The following is a 17,503-nucleotide window of genomic DNA, read 5'->3' as shown; positions in this document are numbered from 1 at the left end:
GCCTGTCATGGCTGTTTCATGCGCGCGCCGCGCCCGGCCGACCCCTTTACCGGTTTTTCCGGTTTTCCGGCGGGTTGCCTGTTCCCGGTCGTGGGGGCCGGTGCGGTCGCGCCGTGAGGGAGGGACCCAGCGTGACGATCCTGAATGACATTCCCCAGCTCCTCCAGGACAGCGGCCACGCGCGCGGACGCGTGGCCGAACTGCACCTGGTCCGCGCGGAGGCGCTGCGAGGCCCCAGCGAGAAGGCGACCGCGGCCCAGCACGCCAAGGGCAAGCTGACCGCCCGCGAGCGCATCGAGCTGCTGCTGGACGCCGGCTCGTTTACGGAGGTCGAGCAGCTGCGCCGGCATCGCGCCACCGGCTTCGGCCTGGAGACGAAGAAGCCGTACACCGACGGTGTGATCACCGGCTGGGGCACGGTGGAGGGCCGCACGGTCTTCGTCTACGCCCACGACTTCCGCATCTTCGGCGGCGCGCTGGGCGAGGCCCACGCCACGAAGATCCACAAGATCATGGACATGGCCATCGCGGCCGGCGCGCCGCTGGTCTCCCTGAACGACGGCGCCGGTGCCCGGATCCAGGAGGGCGTCTCGGCGCTGGCCGGCTACGGCGGCATCTTCCAGCGCAACACCCGCGCCTCCGGTGTCATCCCGCAGATCTCGGTGATGCTCGGCCCGTGCGCGGGCGGCGCCGCCTACAGCCCGGCGCTGACGGACTTCGTGTTCATGGTCCGGGACACCTCGCAGATGTTCATCACCGGCCCGGACGTCGTCAGGGCGGTCACCGGCGAGGAGATCACCCAGAACGGGCTGGGCGGCGCCGACGTGCACGCCGAGACCTCCGGCGTCGCGCACTTCGCCTACGACGACGAGGAGACCTGCCTGCACGAGGTGCGCTACCTGCTGTCGATGCTCCCGCAGAACAACCGGGAGCACCCGCCGTGCACCCCGTGCACCGACGCCCCCGGCCGGCGCGGCGAGGCTTTGCTGGACCTGGTCCCCGCCGACGGCAACCGCCCCTACGACATGACCAGGGTCATCGAGGAACTCGTCGACGACGGCGACTTCCTCGAGGTCCACGAGCGCTGGGCCCGCAACCTCATCTGCGTCCTGGCCCGGCTGAACGGCCAGGTGGTCGGCATCGTCGCCAACCAGCCCCAGCACCTGGCCGGCGTGCTGGACATCGAGGCCAGCGAGAAGGGCGCCCGGTTCGTGCAGATGTGCGACGCCTTCAACATCCCGATCGTCACCCTGCTGGACGTCCCCGGCTTCCTGCCCGGCGTGGACCAGGAGCACGGCGGGATCATCCGGCACGGCGCCAAACTGCTGTACGCCTACTGCAACGCGACCGTGCCGCGGATCTCGCTGATCCTGCGCAAGGCCTACGGCGGCGCCTACATCGTCATGGACTCCCAGTCCATCGGCGCCGACCTCACCTACGCCTGGCCGACCAACGAGATCGCCGTGATGGGCGCCGAGGGCGCCGCGGGCGTCATCTTCAAGCGGCAGATCGCCCAGGCCGCCGACCCCGCCGCGATGCGCGCCCGTATGGTCAAGGAGTACAAGGCGGAGCTCATGCACCCCTACTACGCGGCCGAGCGCGGCCTGCTCGACGACGTCATCGACCCCGCCGAGACCCGCGAGGTGCTCATCCGCTCACTGGTCATGCTCCGCACCAAGCACGCCGACGTGCCCTCCCGCAAGCACGGCAACCCGCCGCAGTAGAAAACCAGACGGTCTGCTTTACCCGCCGACCCGAAACGCGCTCTGCGTAAAACATCCCTTATGTTCCTCCGGGAGCCCGGCGCGCACCCCGCGGTGCGCGCCGGGGCTCCCGCGTCTTTCTGGCCGAATGTTTTCCCGCACCCACGCCCCGTGACGTCGTGATTCTCCCGCACCCGGCCGGGATGCTGGGAGGACGCACGACGGCCGGTGGCCGGAAATCGATCCGCCGGGAGCGGGATGGCCGGTTCACATTGACAAACCGACTGTGCTGGTTTTTTATCGGAACGGTCCGGTAAGCAGTGCACCGGCCTCGGCCCGACCATTGGGGGAGAACGTGGACATCGAAGTGCTGGGCGCGCTGTCGGTGCGCGAGAACGGTGTACCGGTCGTGCCGACGGCTCCCAAGCCGCGGCAGGTCCTCGCCCTGCTCGCCCTCAACGCCGACCAGGTGGTCTCGGTGGCCCGGCTGATCGAGGAGCTGTGGGACGAGAACCCCCCGCGCAGCGCGCGCACCACCCTGCAGACCTACGTGCTGCAGCTGCGCGAGCTGATCGCCGAGGCGCTGGCCGCCGACGCCGGCGAGCGGTGCACCGCCAAGGACATCCTCACCACGGTGCCCGGCGGCTACCGCCTGGAGAGCCGCGGCGGCACCGCCGACTTCCGGGAGTTCGAACGCCGCGCCGGCGCCGGCTACCGGGCCATGGACGCCGAGGACTACCCCGGCGCGGCACGCCGCCTGGCGGACGCGCTGTCGCTGTGGACCGGCCCGGCGCTGACCGACGTCCACGCCGGCAGCCAGATCGACATGGAGGTGCGGCGGCTGGAGGAGGCCCGGCTGTGCGCGCTCGACCAGCGCATCGAGGTCGACCTGCGGCTGGGGCGCCACCGCGAACTGCTGGCGGAACTGACGGTCCTGGTCAACCGCTACCGGATGCACGAGAGCCTGCACGGGCAGTTCATGCTGGCCCTGCACCGCTCCGGACGGCGCGGCGAGGCACTCAGCGTCTACCAGCGGCTGCGCGCCACGCTCGTCGCCGAGCTGGGCCTGGAGCCCTCCGCGGCCCTCAGCCGCCTGCAGCGCTCCATCCTCATGGCCCGCCCCGAGCCCGCCGCCCCCGGCGGCGCCCGCCTGGTCGCCCCCTGACCCGGACACCACCCCCGGCCCCCTGCCGGACGGCGCCGGCCTTCCGGCGCCTGAGCCTGACCTCCGTCGGACGGCCTCCGGCCCCCGCCGGACGGCCCCCGGCCCCTGCCGACCTCCTCCAGCTCCTGCCGGACGGTCTTCGGCTCCGGCCTCCTGACCTCCGTCGGACGGTCTTCGGCTCCGGCCCCCGGCCCCCCTTGACCTCCGTCGGACGGTCTTCGGCTCCTGTCAGCCGGCCCCCGGCCCCGCTGACCGCCTCCGGCCCTGCCCGGGCGGCGCCCGCGCCGGCGTGCCGCTGCCTCCCCGCATCCGGCCGCCGTGCGCGCGGCCGGCCTGCGGGCGGCCCTCACTCGCCGGCCGTGCCGGGCAGCAGCGTCTCGACCCTTCCGGCCAGGTCCTGCTGCGCGCGGGCGAGCTGTTCCACGTGCCGGTACAGCAGCGCCATCTCCGCGCGCAGCGCGTGCACCCCCGCCGCACCGGCCGGCCCGCCGGCGTCCCCCGCCGTCCCGGGCGCCGCCCCGGGCGCGGCCTGCGCCCGCTCCTCGTGCGGGGCGGGGGGCCGGCCGGGCGGCGGCCCCACCGGGCCGGGGTGGGGGTCCGGGGAGTGCAGGATCACCTCCCTGCGGGCGCGCAGCACCGGGCCCGGTTCGATGCCCAGCTCGTGCACCAGCCGGCGGCGCGCCCGGTCGTAGGTGCCCAGCGCTTCCGCCCGGCGGCCGCACCGCTGCAGCGCGGTCATCGACAGCTCGTAGAAACGCTCCCGCAGCGGGTGCGCGGCCGTCAGCTCCTCCAGCTCGCCGGTGATCTCGTGGCTGAGGCCCGCCCGCAGACAGGCCTCGTACAGCGTCTCCAGCGCGGCGAGCCGCATCTCCTCCAGCACCAGCGCCTCCGCCGAGCAGATCGCCCCCCGGCCGCTGCCCTGCAGCGCCGGCCCCCGCCACAGCGCCAGCGACGCGCGCAGCACGCCGACCGCCCGGCCGGGGTCGCCGCGGCCAGCGCCCGCCCCCGCGCGGCCAGTTCACGAAACCGCCCCGCGTCGCTGACGGCGCCGTCCAGGCGCAGCACATAGCCCAGCGGGCGGGTCACCAGCCACTCCCTGCCCGCCCCGCCCGCCGCGGGGCGGCCGGGCCGGCAGCAGCCGCCGCAGCCGGGTCATGTGGGCCTGCAGCGCGTTGGCGGCGCCCGCCGGCGGATAGGCGCCCCACAGCTCGTCGACGAGCTGCTCCGCGGCAACGACCCGCCCCGCCCGCACCACGAGCGCGCCGAGCAGCGCGCGCTGCTTGGCGCCCGCGGGCACGGCCGCCGCCCGGCTGCGCTCGTCGTAGACCTGGACCGGACCAAGAATCCGAAATTCCATTTCGCCCCCGCCTCGGAAAATCGGCGCACCTGCACCGAGGATCCCGGCCCGGGACCGCGCCCGTGATGAACCGCGAATACCGGACCGTTCCTCCGGGGCGGACACTAGCGGCCGCCCGGCGACGGGGCCGGATTCCCGAGCGGATCGCAGGGGCGTGTGGAAGCGTCCTCGAGGACGCCCGGCCGGCGCCGCCGCCCGCTGTCCCCGCCGCGCCCCGGCCGCCGCCCGCCGCCCGGCACCTCACCGGGCGCGGCGGCGCCGCCGGCCGGGCCCGGGGTGGCAAGAAGCCGCGCCCCCGTACCGGGCCCCCCGCGGTGCGGCCCCCGCCCCGGCCGGGGCGCTGGCGTCGCCGGACGCCCCCGCGCCCGCCCGCCGCACGGCCCGGCCCCCCGGCGCGGGGGCGGAAAAGGCGGCCGCCTTTTCCTGGCTGGAAAACCCACAGCGCCAACGCGCCCCGGGGAGGGGGGTTTCAGCCCGGCACTTCCAGGCCGCGGCCCCTTTCTCAGTGCCGTGTCAGCGCCGTGTCAGCGCCCGGCCCGCCGCACTGCTCAAGACGGGCTCAAGCATGTCTGGCGTACCGGTCGCGAGAAGTTCGAATTTCCCTCTCGGGCGTCCTGCGGCGGTGACAAAGAATGGCGCCAGACGACAGTATTTGATGGCTGAATACGCGACCCGGAATCGACAGCCGCCACGGCTCGGAGGAATCATGGAGATAAAAGTCCTGGGTGCACTGAATGCCGAAGTAAATGGAATGTCGATCGTCCCGACCGCCGGGAAGCCGCGCCAGATCCTCGCCCTGCTGGCGCTCTACCCGGGCCGGGTCGTGCCGGTGCCCACCCTGATGGAGGAGATCTGGGGGACCGCCCTGCCGCAGAGCGCCCTGACCACCCTGCAGACCTACATCCTCCAGCTGCGCCGCATGCTGGGCACCGCCATGGGCCCCGACGCCCCGGGCACCGCCAAGGACGTGCTGGCCACCCGGTACGGCGGCTACACGCTGCAGGTGCCCGCCGAGGCGGTCGACGTCTACCAGTACGAGCGGCTGCTGGCCGAGGGACGCCAGGCCTTCGAGGACGGCGAGGACCACCTCTCGGCGTCCTTACTGCACCAGGCGCTCGCCCTGTGGGACGGGCCCGCACTGGTCGACGTGCGCGTCGGGCCGATCCTGGAGATCGAGGTCACCCGCCTGGAACAGAGCCGCCTGGTGGCCCGGGAACGGCGGGTCGACGCCGACCTGCGGCTGGGCCGGCACGTCGAACTCATCGCCGAACTCACCGACCTGATCGCCCGCCACCCCCAGCACGAGGGCCTGCACTCCCAGGCGATGGTGGCGCTGTACCGCTCCGGCCGGCAGGCCGTCGCCCTCGACGTCTACCGCCGGCTGCGCCACCGCCTGATCGACGAACTCGGGGTCGAGCCCTCACCGCAGCTGCAGCGGCTGCACCAGGCGATGCTCGCCGTCGACCCGCGCCTGGACGTCGCCGCGGGCCCGCGGCGCACCTCGACCTTCGACCTGTACGCAGCCTGAACACCCCCCAGCCACCCCACCGGACACCACACCAGCCACCACATCAGACAGCACACCAGCCACCACGACAGGCAGGGCACGGCCACCACGACAGACAGGCCGGCAGGCACCACCGCGGACAGGGCGGCGGGCGCCGCAATCGCCGAGGGAGCGGGGGATCCTCGGGCGCCGGTGCCGGTCGAGCGCGGCCCGAGTCGCACCGGCCAAGCTCTGGACGCGGACGTGAGGACCGGGCCGGGCGGCCCGCCCGCCGCGGCCGCGCCGCAGACAGCTTCCAGCAGGAGGGCGAGGGATGGGTTCTCGGATGGAGGAGGACGAGGCACAGCGCACCCGGCACGGCCGGGTGCGGCTGCACTGCCTGGGCCACGCGGGCGCCGGAGTGGGCAGCTACCGCTGCTGGGCCGCCTCGGTCGGCCCCGGCGTCGAGGTGGCCGCCCTCCCGCTGCCCGGCCGCGACAGCCGCCGCCGCGAACAGCGCGTCACCGACCGCGCGGGCCTGCTGGCCGACCTGCTGCCGACCCTGCTCGAAGCGGCACGCGAGGGCCCGTACGCGCTGTACGGGCACAGCCTGGGCGCGCTGGTCGCCTACACCCTCACCCGGGCGCTGGCGGATGCCGGCGCGCCGCCGCCGGTGCTGTTGGCGGTGGGCGCCTGCCCGCCGCCGCACGCCTCGACCGCCCTGGTGGGCGCGGCGGACCTGCCCGACGAGGAACTGCTGCCGCTGCTGGGGAACCTGGGCTCGCTGCCGCAGGGCGCGTCCGCCTCGCCCGGCGGGCTGTGGCGGCGCAGTGTGCTGCCGGTGCTGCGCGACGACCTGCGGCTGGCCCGCTCACTGCGCGCGGCGGCCCTGGATACGGCCACCGGCGGCAGCGTGGACTGCCCCCTCGTCGTCGTCGCCGGCCGCGACGACCCGCTGGCCGCGCCCGCCGCACTGGAGCACTGGCAGCGCTGGGCGCGGGGACCGATCGACCTGCACACCGTGGCCGGCGACCACTTCTTCGCCGACTCCCCGGACCTGCCCCGCCTGCTGGGACGGGCCTGCAGCGACCGCGCCGCTGCGGGAAGCCGGGGAGGCAGCCGATGAAACGGGTCGTGATCACAGGAATCGGGGTCATCGCCCCCGGCGCGGTGGGCACCCCCCGCTTCTGGTCGCTGCTGACCTGCGGCCGCACCGCGACCCGCGGCATCACCCTCTTCGACGCCACCGCCTTCCGCTCCCGGGTCGCCGCCGAGGTCGACTTCGACGCCCGCACCCACGGCTTCAGCCCCGCCGACGCCGAACGCCTCGACCGGACCGCCCAGTTCGCCCTGGTCAGCGCCCGGGAGGCGATCGCCGACAGCGGCATCGGCTCCGACGCGCGGATCGACCCGCTGCGCTGCGGGGTGAGCCTGGGCAGCGCGATCGGCTGCACCACCGGCCTGGCCACCCAGTACGCCATCCTCAGCGACTGCGGCAGCACCTGGACCGTGGACCACACCCGGGCCGGCGACTACCTCTACGACTACTTCGTGCCCAGCTCACTGGCGGCCGTCGTGGCCCGCGACTGCGGCGCCCAGGGACCGGTCGGCCTCATCTCCAGCGGCTGCACCTCCGGCCTGGACGCGATCGGACACGGCGCCGACCTGATCCGCGAGGGCAGCGCCGACGTGATCGTCGCCGGCGGCGCCGAGGCCCCCATCTCCCCGATCTCCATGGCCTGCTTCGACCGCATCCGCCTCACCAGCCCCCGCAACGACGACCCCGCCACCGCCAGCCGGCCCTTCGACCGCACCCGCGACGGCTTCGTGCTCGGCGAGGGCGCCGCCGTGGTGATCCTGGAGGAACTCCAGCACGCCCGCCGGCGCGGCGCCCGCGCGTATGCCGAACTGTCCGGATACGCCGCGCACAGCAGCGCCCACCACATGACCGGCCTGCGCCCGGGCGGCCAGGAGATGGCCGACACCATCCGCGCCGCACTCGACGAGGCCCGCCTCAACCCGGTCGACGTCGACTACATCAACGCGCACGGCGCCGGCACCCGGCACAACGACCGGCACGAGACCCACGCCTTCAAGACCGGCCTGGGCGAGCACGCCCGCCGCATCCCGGTCAGCTCCATCAAGTCGATGATCGGGCACGCCCTCGGCGCGGCCGGCGCCCTGGACGTGGCCGCCAGCGCCCTGGCCATCCAGCACGACACCGTCCCGCCCACCGCCAACCTCCACGAACCCGACCCGACCTGCGACCTCGACTACACCCCGCTGTTCGCGCGCGAACAGCGCACCAGCACCGTGCTCAGCGTCGCCAGCGGCTTCGGCGGCCTGCACAGCGCCACCGTGCTCACCCGGCCGCGGCTGCGGGAGGCGGCTTGACTTCCTCTCCCTCCCGACGGAGGGGAGTCTCCTACGGCTCGCGCCGCGGGGATTTCTGCTTCGTCGCCGACTGCCCCGTCCGGGAGGACTCCCGTTGAGGTCTTACACCCGCTCCACAGACGGACACCGCCAGCCCGGCGGCCAGAAGATTCTTCGCGGCGTTCACGTCACGGTCGTGGACCGTGCCGCAGCCGCACGTCCAGGCGTGGACGTGCAGCGGCAGCTTCTCCGCGAGGGTGCCGCAGGCCGAGCACAACTTGGACGAGGGGAAGAAGCGGTCGACCGCGATTACCTCCCGTCCCTACCAGGCGGCCTTGTACTCCAGCATGCTCCGCAACTGCCCCCACGCCGCGTCGCCGATGGCGCGGGCCAGGCTCCGGTTCCTGACCAGGCTGCGCACGGACAAGTCCTCGATCACGAGCGTTTGGTTCTCACGCACGAGTCGGGTGGTCAGCCGGTGCAGGTGCTCACGCCTGCGGTCGGCGATCCGGGCGTGGATCCTGGCAACCTTGCGGCGGGCCTCGGCCCGGTTCGCGCCGTCGCGCTTGGCCTTGCGAGACAGCGCCCGCTGCGCCTTCGCCAGACGGGCCCGGTCGCGGCGCTCGTGCCGCGGGTTGGCGATCTGCTCGCCGGTGGACAGGGTGAGCAGGTGATCCAGTCCCACGTCGATGCCGACAGCTGTATCCGTGACAGGCAGCGGTTGGAGGGTGGGGTCCTCGACCAGGAGGGACACGAACCAGCGCCCGGCCTGATCCTGGGACACGGTCACTGTCGACGGCTTCGCACCCTCGGGCAGGGGCCGGGACCACACGATGTCCAGCGGCTCCGCCATCTCGGCGAGGGCCAGCATCCCGTTTCGGAGGCGGAACGCGCTGGTGGTGTACTCCGCGCTCTTACGGGACTTCTTGCGCGGCTTGAAGCGCGGGTACTTTGCCCGCTTGCCGAAGAAGTTGGTGAATGCCGCCTGCAGGTGCCGCAACGCCTGCTGGAGCGGCACCGACGACACCTCGCTGAGGTAGGCCAGCTCCTCCGTCTTCTTCCACACGCTCAGCATGGCCGCCGTCTGCTGATAGCTGACCCGCTCCTGCCGCGACCACGCCTCGGTGCGGGCCGCGAGCGCCAGGCTGTAGACCTTGCGCACGCATCCGAACGTGCGCGACAGCTCGGCCGCCTGCACACCGGTCGGATAAAAGCGGTACGTGAAGGCCCGCTTCACGCCAGTGGTCATGGCTCGCAAACTACGACACCAGCCTGTGCCGTGCTGCGGGTTCGTGCGGGTGGACGCCCATCTGCCCTGCCAGCGCACCGGCTTTCCCTGCCCTGCTCTGCAGAAGTCCGTTTCCTTTCCGGCCCGACGTCCGGGGTATTTACGGAGGAATCCCGATGACCACCGCCGCCCGCCCCCAGCCCGCCGGCCCGCACCCCCACACCGCCGAAGGCCAGGCAGTGATCACCGGCATCGGGGTGGCCGCCCCCAACGGCCTGGGCACCGCCGCCTGGTGGGCGGCCACCCTGCAGGGCCGCACCGGCATCGGCCCCCTCACCCGCTTCGACGCCTCCTCCTACCCGGTACGGCTGGCCGGCGAACTGGCCGGCTTCATCGACGAGGAGCACATCCCCAGCCGGCTGCTGCCGCAGACCGACCGGGTCACCCGCATCGCCCTCGCCGCCGCCCAGGAGGCCCTCACCGACGCCGGCATCACCCCCGGCCGGCCGCCCGGCGACGGCGCCGGAGTGATCACCGCCAGCTCCGCGGGCGGCGCCGAATTCGGCCAGCGCGGCCTGGCCGCCCTGTGGGCCAAGGGCGCGGCCCATGTCAGCGTCTACCAGTCCTCCGCCTGGTTCCACACGGCCGGCCCCGCCCAGATCGCCATCCGCCACCAGCTGCACGGCCCCGGATCCGCCATCATCAGCGAACAGGCGGGCGGCCTCGACGCCCTCGCCCGCGCGCGGCGCCGCATCCGCCACGGAGCCGGCCTCATGGTCACCGGCGGCGTCGACTCGACGCTGTGCCCGTGGGGCTGGGCCGCCCACCTGGCCGACGGACGGCTGAGCACCTGCGCCGATCCCGCCCGCGCCTACCTGCCCTTCGACACCGCGGCCGGCGGCCACGTGGTGGGGGAGGGCGGCGCCCTGCTCGTGCTGGAGGACGCCGCGGCCGCCGCCCGCCGCGGCGCCGTCGGCTACGGCACCGTGGCGGGCTGCGCGGCGACCTTCGACGGCCACGACCAGCCGCGGCTGCGGGAAGCCGCCGAACTCGCCCTGGCGGACGCCGGCATCAGCCCCGCCGAGGTCGACGTGGTCTTCGCCGACGGCGCCGGCGAACGCGCCGCGGACCGGGCCGAGAGCACCGCACTGTGCGCCCTGTTCGGCCCGCACGGAGTACCGGTGACCGTGCCCAAGACGATGACCGGACGCCTCGGCGCGGGCGGCGCGTCCCTGGACGTGGCCGCCGCCCTGCTCGCGCTGCGCGACAAGGTGGTGCCGCCCACCACCGGCACCCGGCAGACAGCCCCGGACTGCCCCCTGGACCTCGTGGTCGCCCACCCGCGCGCCATGCCCGCCCTGCGCACCGCGCTGGTCCTGGCCCGCGGCCGGGGCGGCTTCAACGCGGCCACCGTGCTGCGCGCGCCGCCCACCCCGGCCCCGTGACCGCCCGCACCCCGCGCCCCCGGCCGCACCGCAGCCCGCCACAGCCGGCACCCGACACAGCAGCACACCCCGCCACGAGGCGCCCCGCCACGAGGCGTGCTGCTACGAGGCGCCCTGCCGCTGGCCCTGCCACGGGGTGTGCGGCTCCGGGGCGCCCCGCCCCGGAGCGGGCGGCCGCGCGGCGTACGGCGGCAGGGGCCGCGGCGGCCCGGCGGGCGAGGACGGTCGGCACCGGCCCCCTGCCCGGGCAGACGAAGACGCCGGCGCCCGGGCGGGCCGGGATGCCGGCGCCCGGGCGGGCCGGGACGGCGGCGGCGGGTCCTGCCGTGCGAGCGGGGGCGGGTGTCTCAGGCCGCCCGCCGCCGGTCGGCCGGCGGGGAGAGCAGCTCGCGCTCCAGGCGCCGTTCGAGATCGCTCAGCGCCACGTCCGTGCGCAGCCGTTCGGGATGGCCGGGCGGCGGCTGCGGCTGCGGGCTGCGGCGCCCGGCAGCGGTGTAGGGGGCCGTCTCGCCGCACACGCACAGCAGCCCGTAGATGACCAGACCGTCCCACAGGCTGCGCGCCAGGCGCCGCAGCGGGCGCAGGAAGACCCCCATCGCCGCCCTCCTCGTTCCTCGTCGCGTCCTTCGGTGCGTTCTTCGGTGCGCCGTGCGGTTGCCGTGCGGTTGCCGTGCGGTGGGGCGGTGCCGGGCCGTTCACGGCGCCGCCGAGGCAGCCACCGTCCGGCCCGCCGCTCAAGAACCGGACGGGCCGCGCTGCAGCGGCGCTGGAGGGGGCCCGCCCGGTGCGGGCGCACCCCGCCGCCGCCGGCCGTGCGACCTGCGCGGCCCCGCCGCCGCCGGGGGCGCGGGCGAGCGGGATTCGAGCCGGATGCGAGCGGCGCCCGGTCAGCCCGCGAGCGGATCGCGAGCGGTTCCGGACAGGGTCGAAGGCACGGCCGCCGAAACGCCGGAGCGCCCCAGCGCCGGACCGGACACACACCGGAACACCGCAGCGCCGGAGCGAAGAAACGATGCAGCATCCCCTGTCTCCCGCCCGAGCCGCGCGGGAGCACCGCCCGGATATCGGGCGGCGGGGGAGCGGCACGGCGGCAAGCCTCGAAGAGCGAAGGGTGTGGACGATGCCGGAAACGCGAGTGCACCGAGCGGTCAGTGAGGTCATCGCGTCGGCCCCGGCCGGCGTGCTGTACGGACTGATCGCCGACACCACCCAGTGGCCGCTGTTCTTTGCGCCCTGCGTCCACGTGGAGCAGCTGGAGTTCGACGGCACCCGGGAGCGGCTGCGGATGTGGGCCACCGCGGGCGGCCGCATCGTCTCCTGGGTCTCCAGCCGCCGCCTGGACGTCGGCCGGCGCCGCGTGGAGTTCACCAAGGACCTGCCCGACGCGCCGGTGGAGTCGATGAGCGGCGTATGGACCGTGCAGCCGCTCGGCGACCGCTGCCGGGTCACCCTGGAGCACACCTTCACCGTCGCCGGCGAGGACCCCGCCGACATCGCCTACGTCACCGAGGCCACCCACGCCAACAGCCGCTCCCAGCTCGACAGCCTGGCCTGGATGGCCGAACGCTGGACGCGCCTGGACGACCTCACCGTGTCCTTCGAGGACAGCGTGCACGTCAAGGCACCCGCCGAGCTGATCTTCGACTTCCTCTACCGGGCCGAGGACTGGCCGGTGCAGCTCCCGCACGTGCACAGCCTCGATGTGACCGAGCAGACCGCCGGCGTCCAGGTCATGCGCATGAACAGCCAGAGGGCCGACGGCACCGCGCACACCACCGAGTCGGTACGGATCTGCTTCCCCAGCGCCGGCCGGATCGTCTACAAGCAGACCCGCACCGACCCGCTGCTGGCCGCGCACACCGGCGAATGGTCCCTGGAACCCGACGAGTCGGGCGTCAACCTGCGCGCCCGCCACCACGTGATGCTCGCCGAGGAGGGCATCGAACCCCTGCTGGGCGCCGGCACCGGCCTGCCGCAGGCCGCCTCCCACGTGCGCGAGCGGCTCGGCCGGGCCGGACTGCTCGTGCTGCAGCACGCCACCCGGCACGCCGCGGGCGCGGTGCGTGTCCTGTGAGCACGGCCCGCCCGCCCGCCGAGCACCCGGCCGCCCCGCACCCCGCCCCGCACCCCGCCGGGCAGCCCGACCGGCAGCCCGCCGGGTACCGCGATGCCGGGGAGCCCGAGCGGGCCGCCCGGCTGGAGGCCGCGCTCGGCGACCCCTTCGACCCCGCCAACCCGCACGGCCACCGGGCCCTGCTGCACGCGGACGACGCCCGCGCGGTGCCCGAGGCCACCGAGGCGCTGCTCGCCGGCGCCGGCCTGGCCGCCGAGTTCGTCCCCCACCACCTGGGCGGCCGGCTGCGGGACCTGGAACAGCTCGCCCGCGTGCTGCGCCCGCTCTTCCGCCGCGACCTGGCGCTGGGCTACGGCTTCGGCATCACCTCACTGTTCGCCGCCTCCGCCGTATGGACGGCCGGCGACCCGCGCCAGCAGCAGGCACTCGCCCGGGTGCTGCTCGGCGGCGGCCGCGTCTCGATCGTGCACCGCGAGGTGGCGCACGCCAACGCCATCCTGCGCCACGAACTGACCGCGCTGCGCGAGCCGGGCGGCGGCTTCGTGCTCAACGGACGCAAGGACGCCGTCATCAACGCCGCCACCGCCGACGCCTTCGTCGCCTACGCACGCACCTCGCCAAAGGACGGCCCGGCCAGCCACTCGGTGCTGCTGCTGGGACCCCAGCCGCCCGCCCGCGGCGAGCTGCGCCGCCTCGCCCGCATCGAGACACCCGGGATGCGCGGCGCCCACTTCAGCGGCCTGGAACTGCGCGACGTCGCCGTCCCCGAGGACGCCGTCGTCGGCAGCGTCGGCGACGGCGTGCCGCTGGCCCTGCGCAGCTTCCAGATCAGCCACTGCCTCATCCCCGGCACCGTCCTGGCCGGCGTGGACAGCGTGCTGCGCCAGGCGGTGCGCGCCGCCACCGACAACCGCCCCGACGGGCAGCCCGCCCGCCGCGGCCGGCGCGCCCTGGCGGGCGTCTTCGCCGACCTGCTGGCCTGCGACGCCATGGCCGTCACCGGACTGCGCGCCCTCTCCCTGGTGCCCAGGGACGCCTACCTGCTGGCCGCGGCCGTCAAGTACACGATGCCCGACCTGCTGCGCGAGGACCTGGAGGAGCTGGCCACCGTGCTCGGCGCCCGCGGCTACGACCGCGGGCCCTTCGCCGGCGGCTACGAGAAACTCGCCCGGGACCTGCCGGTGGCCGGCCTGGGGCACTCCGGGACCGCCGTGTGCCAGGCGGTCCTGGTGCCCCAGCTGTCCACGCTGGCGCGCACCACCTGGTTCCGCAACGACGAGCCGCCCGACGGGCTGTTCACCCCCGGCGCCCCGCTGCCCGCCTTCGAGCACCGAAACCTCGCGCACTTCGGCACCCAGGACCTGCTCACCGCGACCCTGGTGGCCGCCGCCGCCCGGCTTCAGGCGCAGCCGGGCCCCGGCCCGCTGCACCAGGCCCTGGCCCACCTCGCGGGCCTGTTCGTCGAGGAACTGCGCACCCTGCGCGCCCGGTGCATCGCGCTGGCGGCCTCCGGCCACGCCGCCTTCGACCCGCAGGCCTGCGCCCTGGCCGACCGCTACGCCCTGGTCCTGGCCGCCGCCGCCTGCCTGGGCATCTGGGAGGGACAGGCCGCCGCCGACACCTTCCTGGCCCGCCCGGCCTGGGCGGTGCTGGCGCTGGGCCGCATCGGCCGCAGACTCGGCGCCCCGGTGCCCCCCACCCCGCCGCAGGCGGATGCGGAGGTGCTGGCGGAAGTCCTCGAACGCTGCCGGCAGGGCCGCAGCCTGGACCTGTACGGCACCCACCTGGCCGGCTGAACCGGCCACCAGCCACCAGCCACCGGCCACCGGCCTCCACGGCGGCCCCGGCCGGCCGGAGCACGCCGCCCCCGCCGCACCGCCTACCGCCGTACACGTTTCATGACCCACACGCCGCACCGGCTCGCACCGGCGGTGCCTGCCGCGCCCCGGGCCTTCGCCCCGGGCACACCGGCGCCGCGCCGGGGCGGGCCCGGGGCGGCGGGCCGCCACTACACGCAGGGAGACAACGATGGACCGGGTGAGATGCGCCGCGCCCCTGCACGTGCCGCGGCCGGCAGGGCCCTGGCGCGGAGTACGGGACAACCTGGCCGAACTCGGCAACGCGCTGGTCTACACGACCTGGAGCGAGTGGCTGCCCAGCGTGCTCACCACGCCGAGACTGCGACAGCTCCTCGGCCCCGACTGGGACCGCTACCGGCGCACCCCCGGCGCCGCCGTGCGCTACCGGTTCGCCGCCGCCCGGCTGCTGATCAAGTACACCGCCGCCGCGGCGCTGGCCACCCCGCCGGAGTACCTCGACCTCGCCTACCGGCTGGGCGGCCGGCCCTACCTGCGCGGCTTCGACCAGATCGAACTGAGCCTGAGCCACACCGGCGACGTGATGGCGGTGGGACTCAGCCGCACCGGCCGTATCGGCGTCGACGTGGAACCCGCCGACCGGTTCGTGCGCCTGGACCTGCTGGAGACCCAGATGCTCACCCCGGCCGAGACCCGGGAACTGGCCGCGCTGCCGGAAAGCGAACGGGCCGCGCGCACCCTGCGGCTGTGGACCCTCAAAGAGGCCTACAGCAAGGCGCTGGGCCAGGGACTGCGGCTGGGCTTCAAGGAGTTCGGCTTCAGCCCGGGCGGCCGGCTGCGCGCCCCCGACGGGCGCCTGGCCACCCGCGGCGAGTGGGGCTTTGCCACCCACCCCGTCATGGACCGCTACCTGCTGAGCGTGGCCTGCCACGACGCGGGCCTGAACACCGCCGGCGACACCTCCGTCAAGACCATGCTCGACCAGGGCTTCCTGTCCGCGATGACCCGCCCGCCGGACGAGGCCCGCTGAGCGCGGACAGCCCGCCCGCCGCAGGGCGGGCGGGCTGTCCGCACCGTCCGCGAGGTGTCCTCGAGTACGTCTGCGGCCGCCTCAGCCGCCTGTCAGCCCCCCGGCAGGCGGCTGCGCCACGATGTCTGCTGGAGTGCCACGCCCGGGCCTGACCGTTTTCTTCTCGTGTTCTTCTCGTGCCCTTTGCCGTGCGGGCTCCGTGAGCGACCGGGGGCCCGCACCGAGCACGAGAGGGAGGACAGCGCCCGCACGTGAGAAGGCCACGAGTGTGAGGGAGGGCGGTCCATGGGCAGGCGCAACCGGCCCCGCACCGCGCGCGGGCGGGCCGAGCACGGCGGCGTGCGGGCCGGCCGCCCGGCCCGCACCTCGGTGCCGGTGACCTGGCAGCAGTACGACCTGCTGGTCGACTCCCTCGCGCACCGCGGCACCGGACACCACGTCGAACAGCTGACCTGGCACTGGCACGGGCCGCTGGACACCCAGCGCTTCACCGCGGCCTGGCAGTCGGTCGTCGACCGCGAGACCGTGCTGCGCGCCGGCGTCGTGTGGGGGACCCGGCCGCGGCTGCTCTTCCACGACCGCGCCCGCGCCGAGGTGGTCCGCCACCCGGCGGGCAGCGTCGACTGGCCCGCGCTGGTGGAGGAGGACCGGCGGCGCGGCTTCGACCTGCGCCGGCCCTGCCCGCTGCGCATCACCCTGGTCGACCTCGCAGACACAGACGCAGACGCAGACACCGGCACAGACACGGGCGCGGATGCGGGTGCGGTGCGGGTGCTGCTCACCTTCCACCACGCGCTGCTGGACGCCTGGAGCGTGTTCATCCTGCTGGAGGAGGTCTGCCGCGCCTACCTGGCCGGCGGCGTGCTGCCCGGCGGCGAGCGCCGCCCCGACCTGCGGGACTGGGCGCGCTGGCTGGAGCGCCAGGACACCGCACCGGCCCGGGACTTCTGGGCCCACGCCCTGCCCGGGCCCACCCCGGTGGTGCTGCCCCTGCGGCCCGGCCCGGACACCGCGCAGCGCGGCTGCGGCCGCGCCGAGGCACGGCTGAGCGCGGCCGAGGCCGCACGGCTGCACCGCTGGACGGCCGCCCAGGCCATGCCCGACTCCGGCGCCCTGCAGGCCGTGTGGGCGCTGCTGCTCTACCGTGCGGCGCAGACCCCGGGCGCCGCGCCGGTGGGCTTCGGCGTCACCGTCTCCGGCCGCGGCGTCGCCCTGGACTCGGTGGAGCGCCTGCTGGGACCGATGCGCAACCACCTGCCGGTGGTGGTGCGCATCGACCCGCACCACCGCATCAGCCACCTGCTGGCGATGCTGCGCGACGGGGCCCTGGAGCGGGCCGCCTACGAATGGGTCTCCGCCCGCCAGGTCCACGAGTGGACCGCCCGCACCGCGCGCGAGGCCCGGCTGCTGGACAGCCTGGTCGCCCTGGAGAGCACCCCGCGCCCCAGCAGCGACCTGCACCACGACCTCGCCGGCGCCGGGATCCGCCTCCAGCCGGGCCGGGCCAGGGACGCGCAGCCCGCCTTCCCCCTCGCCCTGCTCGCCCGCCACGACCGCGACGGCTCGCTGTGCCTGGCCCTCGCCCACGACCGCGCCCGCGTCTCGGACGCCGACGCGGCGCTGCTGCTCGGCCACTGCGCCCGGCTGCTGCGCCGGCTGCCCGCCACCGCCCCCGCCGCGACCGTGCACGAGGTGCTGTCCGCGCTCGGCGGCGCCGACCTGCCCCGCGGCGCACCGCCCCGGCGCACGCAGAACACCGTACGGCTGCGGCTGCGCTCGAGAGGCGGGCGAGCCGCCCGCAAGCGCGGTTCAAGCGAGTCTTGAC

General features: G+C 75.1%; 12 protein-coding genes and 2 pseudogenes. 10 read left to right on the top strand and 4 right to left on the bottom strand.

The window, feature by feature from the left end; all coding sequences use genetic code 11:
* Nucleotides 1-131: 131 nt before the first annotated feature.
* Together AB5J56_RS01420 and AB5J56_RS01415 are read left to right on the top strand one after the other, a co-directional pair.
* A complete protein-coding gene (locus AB5J56_RS01420; protein WP_369229192.1) occupies nt 132-1,724 on the top strand; it encodes an acyl-CoA carboxylase subunit beta in 1,593 nt (530 codons plus the stop codon).
* A 334-nt stretch (nt 1,725-2,058) separates the two neighbouring features.
* Nucleotides 2,059-2,868, top strand: coding sequence for a BTAD domain-containing putative transcriptional regulator (locus AB5J56_RS01415; protein ID WP_369229190.1), 810 nt, complete (start codon nt 2,059-2,061; stop codon nt 2,866-2,868).
* A 346-nt stretch (nt 2,869-3,214) separates the two neighbouring features.
* On the opposite strand, the pseudogene AB5J56_RS01410 reads toward AB5J56_RS01415, so the two are convergent.
* Together AB5J56_RS01410 and AB5J56_RS01405 are read right to left on the bottom strand one after the other, a co-directional pair.
* Nucleotides 3,215-3,853 (bottom strand): annotated as a pseudogene (locus AB5J56_RS01410) (AfsR/SARP family transcriptional regulator); the annotation flags it as partial.
* Between the two features lie 33 nt (nt 3,854-3,886).
* On the bottom strand, nt 3,887-4,225 hold the full coding sequence (locus tag AB5J56_RS01405) for a winged helix-turn-helix domain-containing protein (RefSeq protein WP_369229188.1): 339 nt from the start codon (nt 4,223-4,225) through the stop codon (nt 3,887-3,889).
* A 706-nt stretch (nt 4,226-4,931) separates the two neighbouring features.
* Between AB5J56_RS01405 and AB5J56_RS01400 the strand changes: the two genes are divergently transcribed.
* The 3 genes from AB5J56_RS01400 to AB5J56_RS01390 all read left to right on the top strand — a co-directional run bounded on the left by AB5J56_RS01400 (nt 4,932) and on the right by AB5J56_RS01390 (nt 8,105).
* Nucleotides 4,932-5,753 carry a BTAD domain-containing putative transcriptional regulator gene (locus tag AB5J56_RS01400; RefSeq protein ID WP_369229186.1) on the top strand — a complete coding sequence of 274 codons (822 nt, stop codon included), beginning with the start codon at nt 4,932-4,934 and terminating at the stop codon, nt 5,751-5,753.
* Nucleotides 5,754-6,045: 292 nt separating this feature from the next.
* On the top strand, nt 6,046-6,837 hold the full coding sequence (locus AB5J56_RS01395; RefSeq protein WP_369229184.1) for a thioesterase II family protein: 792 nt from the start codon (nt 6,046-6,048) through the stop codon (nt 6,835-6,837).
* The gene (locus AB5J56_RS01390) at nt 6,834-8,105 is read left to right on the top strand and encodes a beta-ketoacyl synthase (protein WP_369229182.1); all 1,272 of its coding nucleotides are present in this window, start codon (nt 6,834-6,836) and stop codon (nt 8,103-8,105) included. The genes AB5J56_RS01395 and AB5J56_RS01390 overlap by 4 nt, the downstream gene beginning before the upstream one ends.
* 31 nt (nt 8,106-8,136) lie before the next feature.
* Here the strand turns inward: AB5J56_RS01390 and AB5J56_RS01385 are convergent.
* Nucleotides 8,137-9,333 (bottom strand): annotated as a pseudogene (locus AB5J56_RS01385) (RNA-guided endonuclease InsQ/TnpB family protein).
* A 155-nt stretch (nt 9,334-9,488) separates the two neighbouring features.
* Between AB5J56_RS01385 and AB5J56_RS01380 the strand changes: the two are divergent.
* On the top strand, nt 9,489-10,757 hold the full coding sequence (locus AB5J56_RS01380; RefSeq protein WP_369229181.1) for a beta-ketoacyl synthase N-terminal-like domain-containing protein: 1,269 nt from the start codon (nt 9,489-9,491) through the stop codon (nt 10,755-10,757).
* Between the two features lie 347 nt (nt 10,758-11,104).
* Here the strand turns inward: AB5J56_RS01380 and AB5J56_RS01375 are convergent, their stop codons facing one another.
* Complete coding sequence (locus AB5J56_RS01375) at nt 11,105-11,353, bottom strand: DUF6059 family protein (protein ID WP_369229179.1); 249 nt, start codon at nt 11,351-11,353, stop codon at nt 11,105-11,107.
* A 524-nt stretch (nt 11,354-11,877) separates the two neighbouring features.
* Here AB5J56_RS01375 and AB5J56_RS01370 point away from each other — a divergent pair.
* The 4 genes from AB5J56_RS01370 to AB5J56_RS01355 all read left to right on the top strand — a co-directional run bounded on the left by AB5J56_RS01370 (nt 11,878) and on the right by AB5J56_RS01355 (nt 17,502).
* Nucleotides 11,878-12,831 (top strand): aromatase/cyclase, encoded by a 954-nt coding sequence (locus tag AB5J56_RS01370; RefSeq protein WP_369229177.1) that lies wholly within the window; start codon nt 11,878-11,880, stop codon nt 12,829-12,831.
* Nucleotides 12,828-14,627 (top strand): acyl-CoA dehydrogenase, encoded by a 1,800-nt coding sequence (locus tag AB5J56_RS01365; RefSeq protein ID WP_369229175.1) that lies wholly within the window; start codon nt 12,828-12,830, stop codon nt 14,625-14,627. The genes AB5J56_RS01370 and AB5J56_RS01365 overlap by 4 nt, the downstream gene beginning before the upstream one ends.
* Before the next feature lie 232 nt (nt 14,628-14,859).
* Entirely contained in the window at nt 14,860-15,678 is an 819-nt protein-coding gene (locus tag AB5J56_RS01360) for a 4'-phosphopantetheinyl transferase superfamily protein (protein WP_369229173.1), read from the top strand.
* A 285-nt stretch (nt 15,679-15,963) separates the two neighbouring features.
* Nucleotides 15,964-17,502: a condensation domain-containing protein gene (locus AB5J56_RS01355; protein WP_369229172.1), complete on the top strand. Its 1,539-nt coding sequence runs from the start codon at nt 15,964-15,966 to the stop codon at nt 17,500-17,502.
* Nucleotide 17,503 lies beyond the last annotated feature (1 nt).

The sequence above is a fragment of the Streptomyces sp. R21 genome (genome assembly GCF_041051975.1).
Lineage (GTDB): Bacteria > Actinomycetota > Actinomycetes > Streptomycetales > Streptomycetaceae > Streptomyces.
This window is presented reverse-complemented; position numbering and strand designations above follow the sequence as displayed.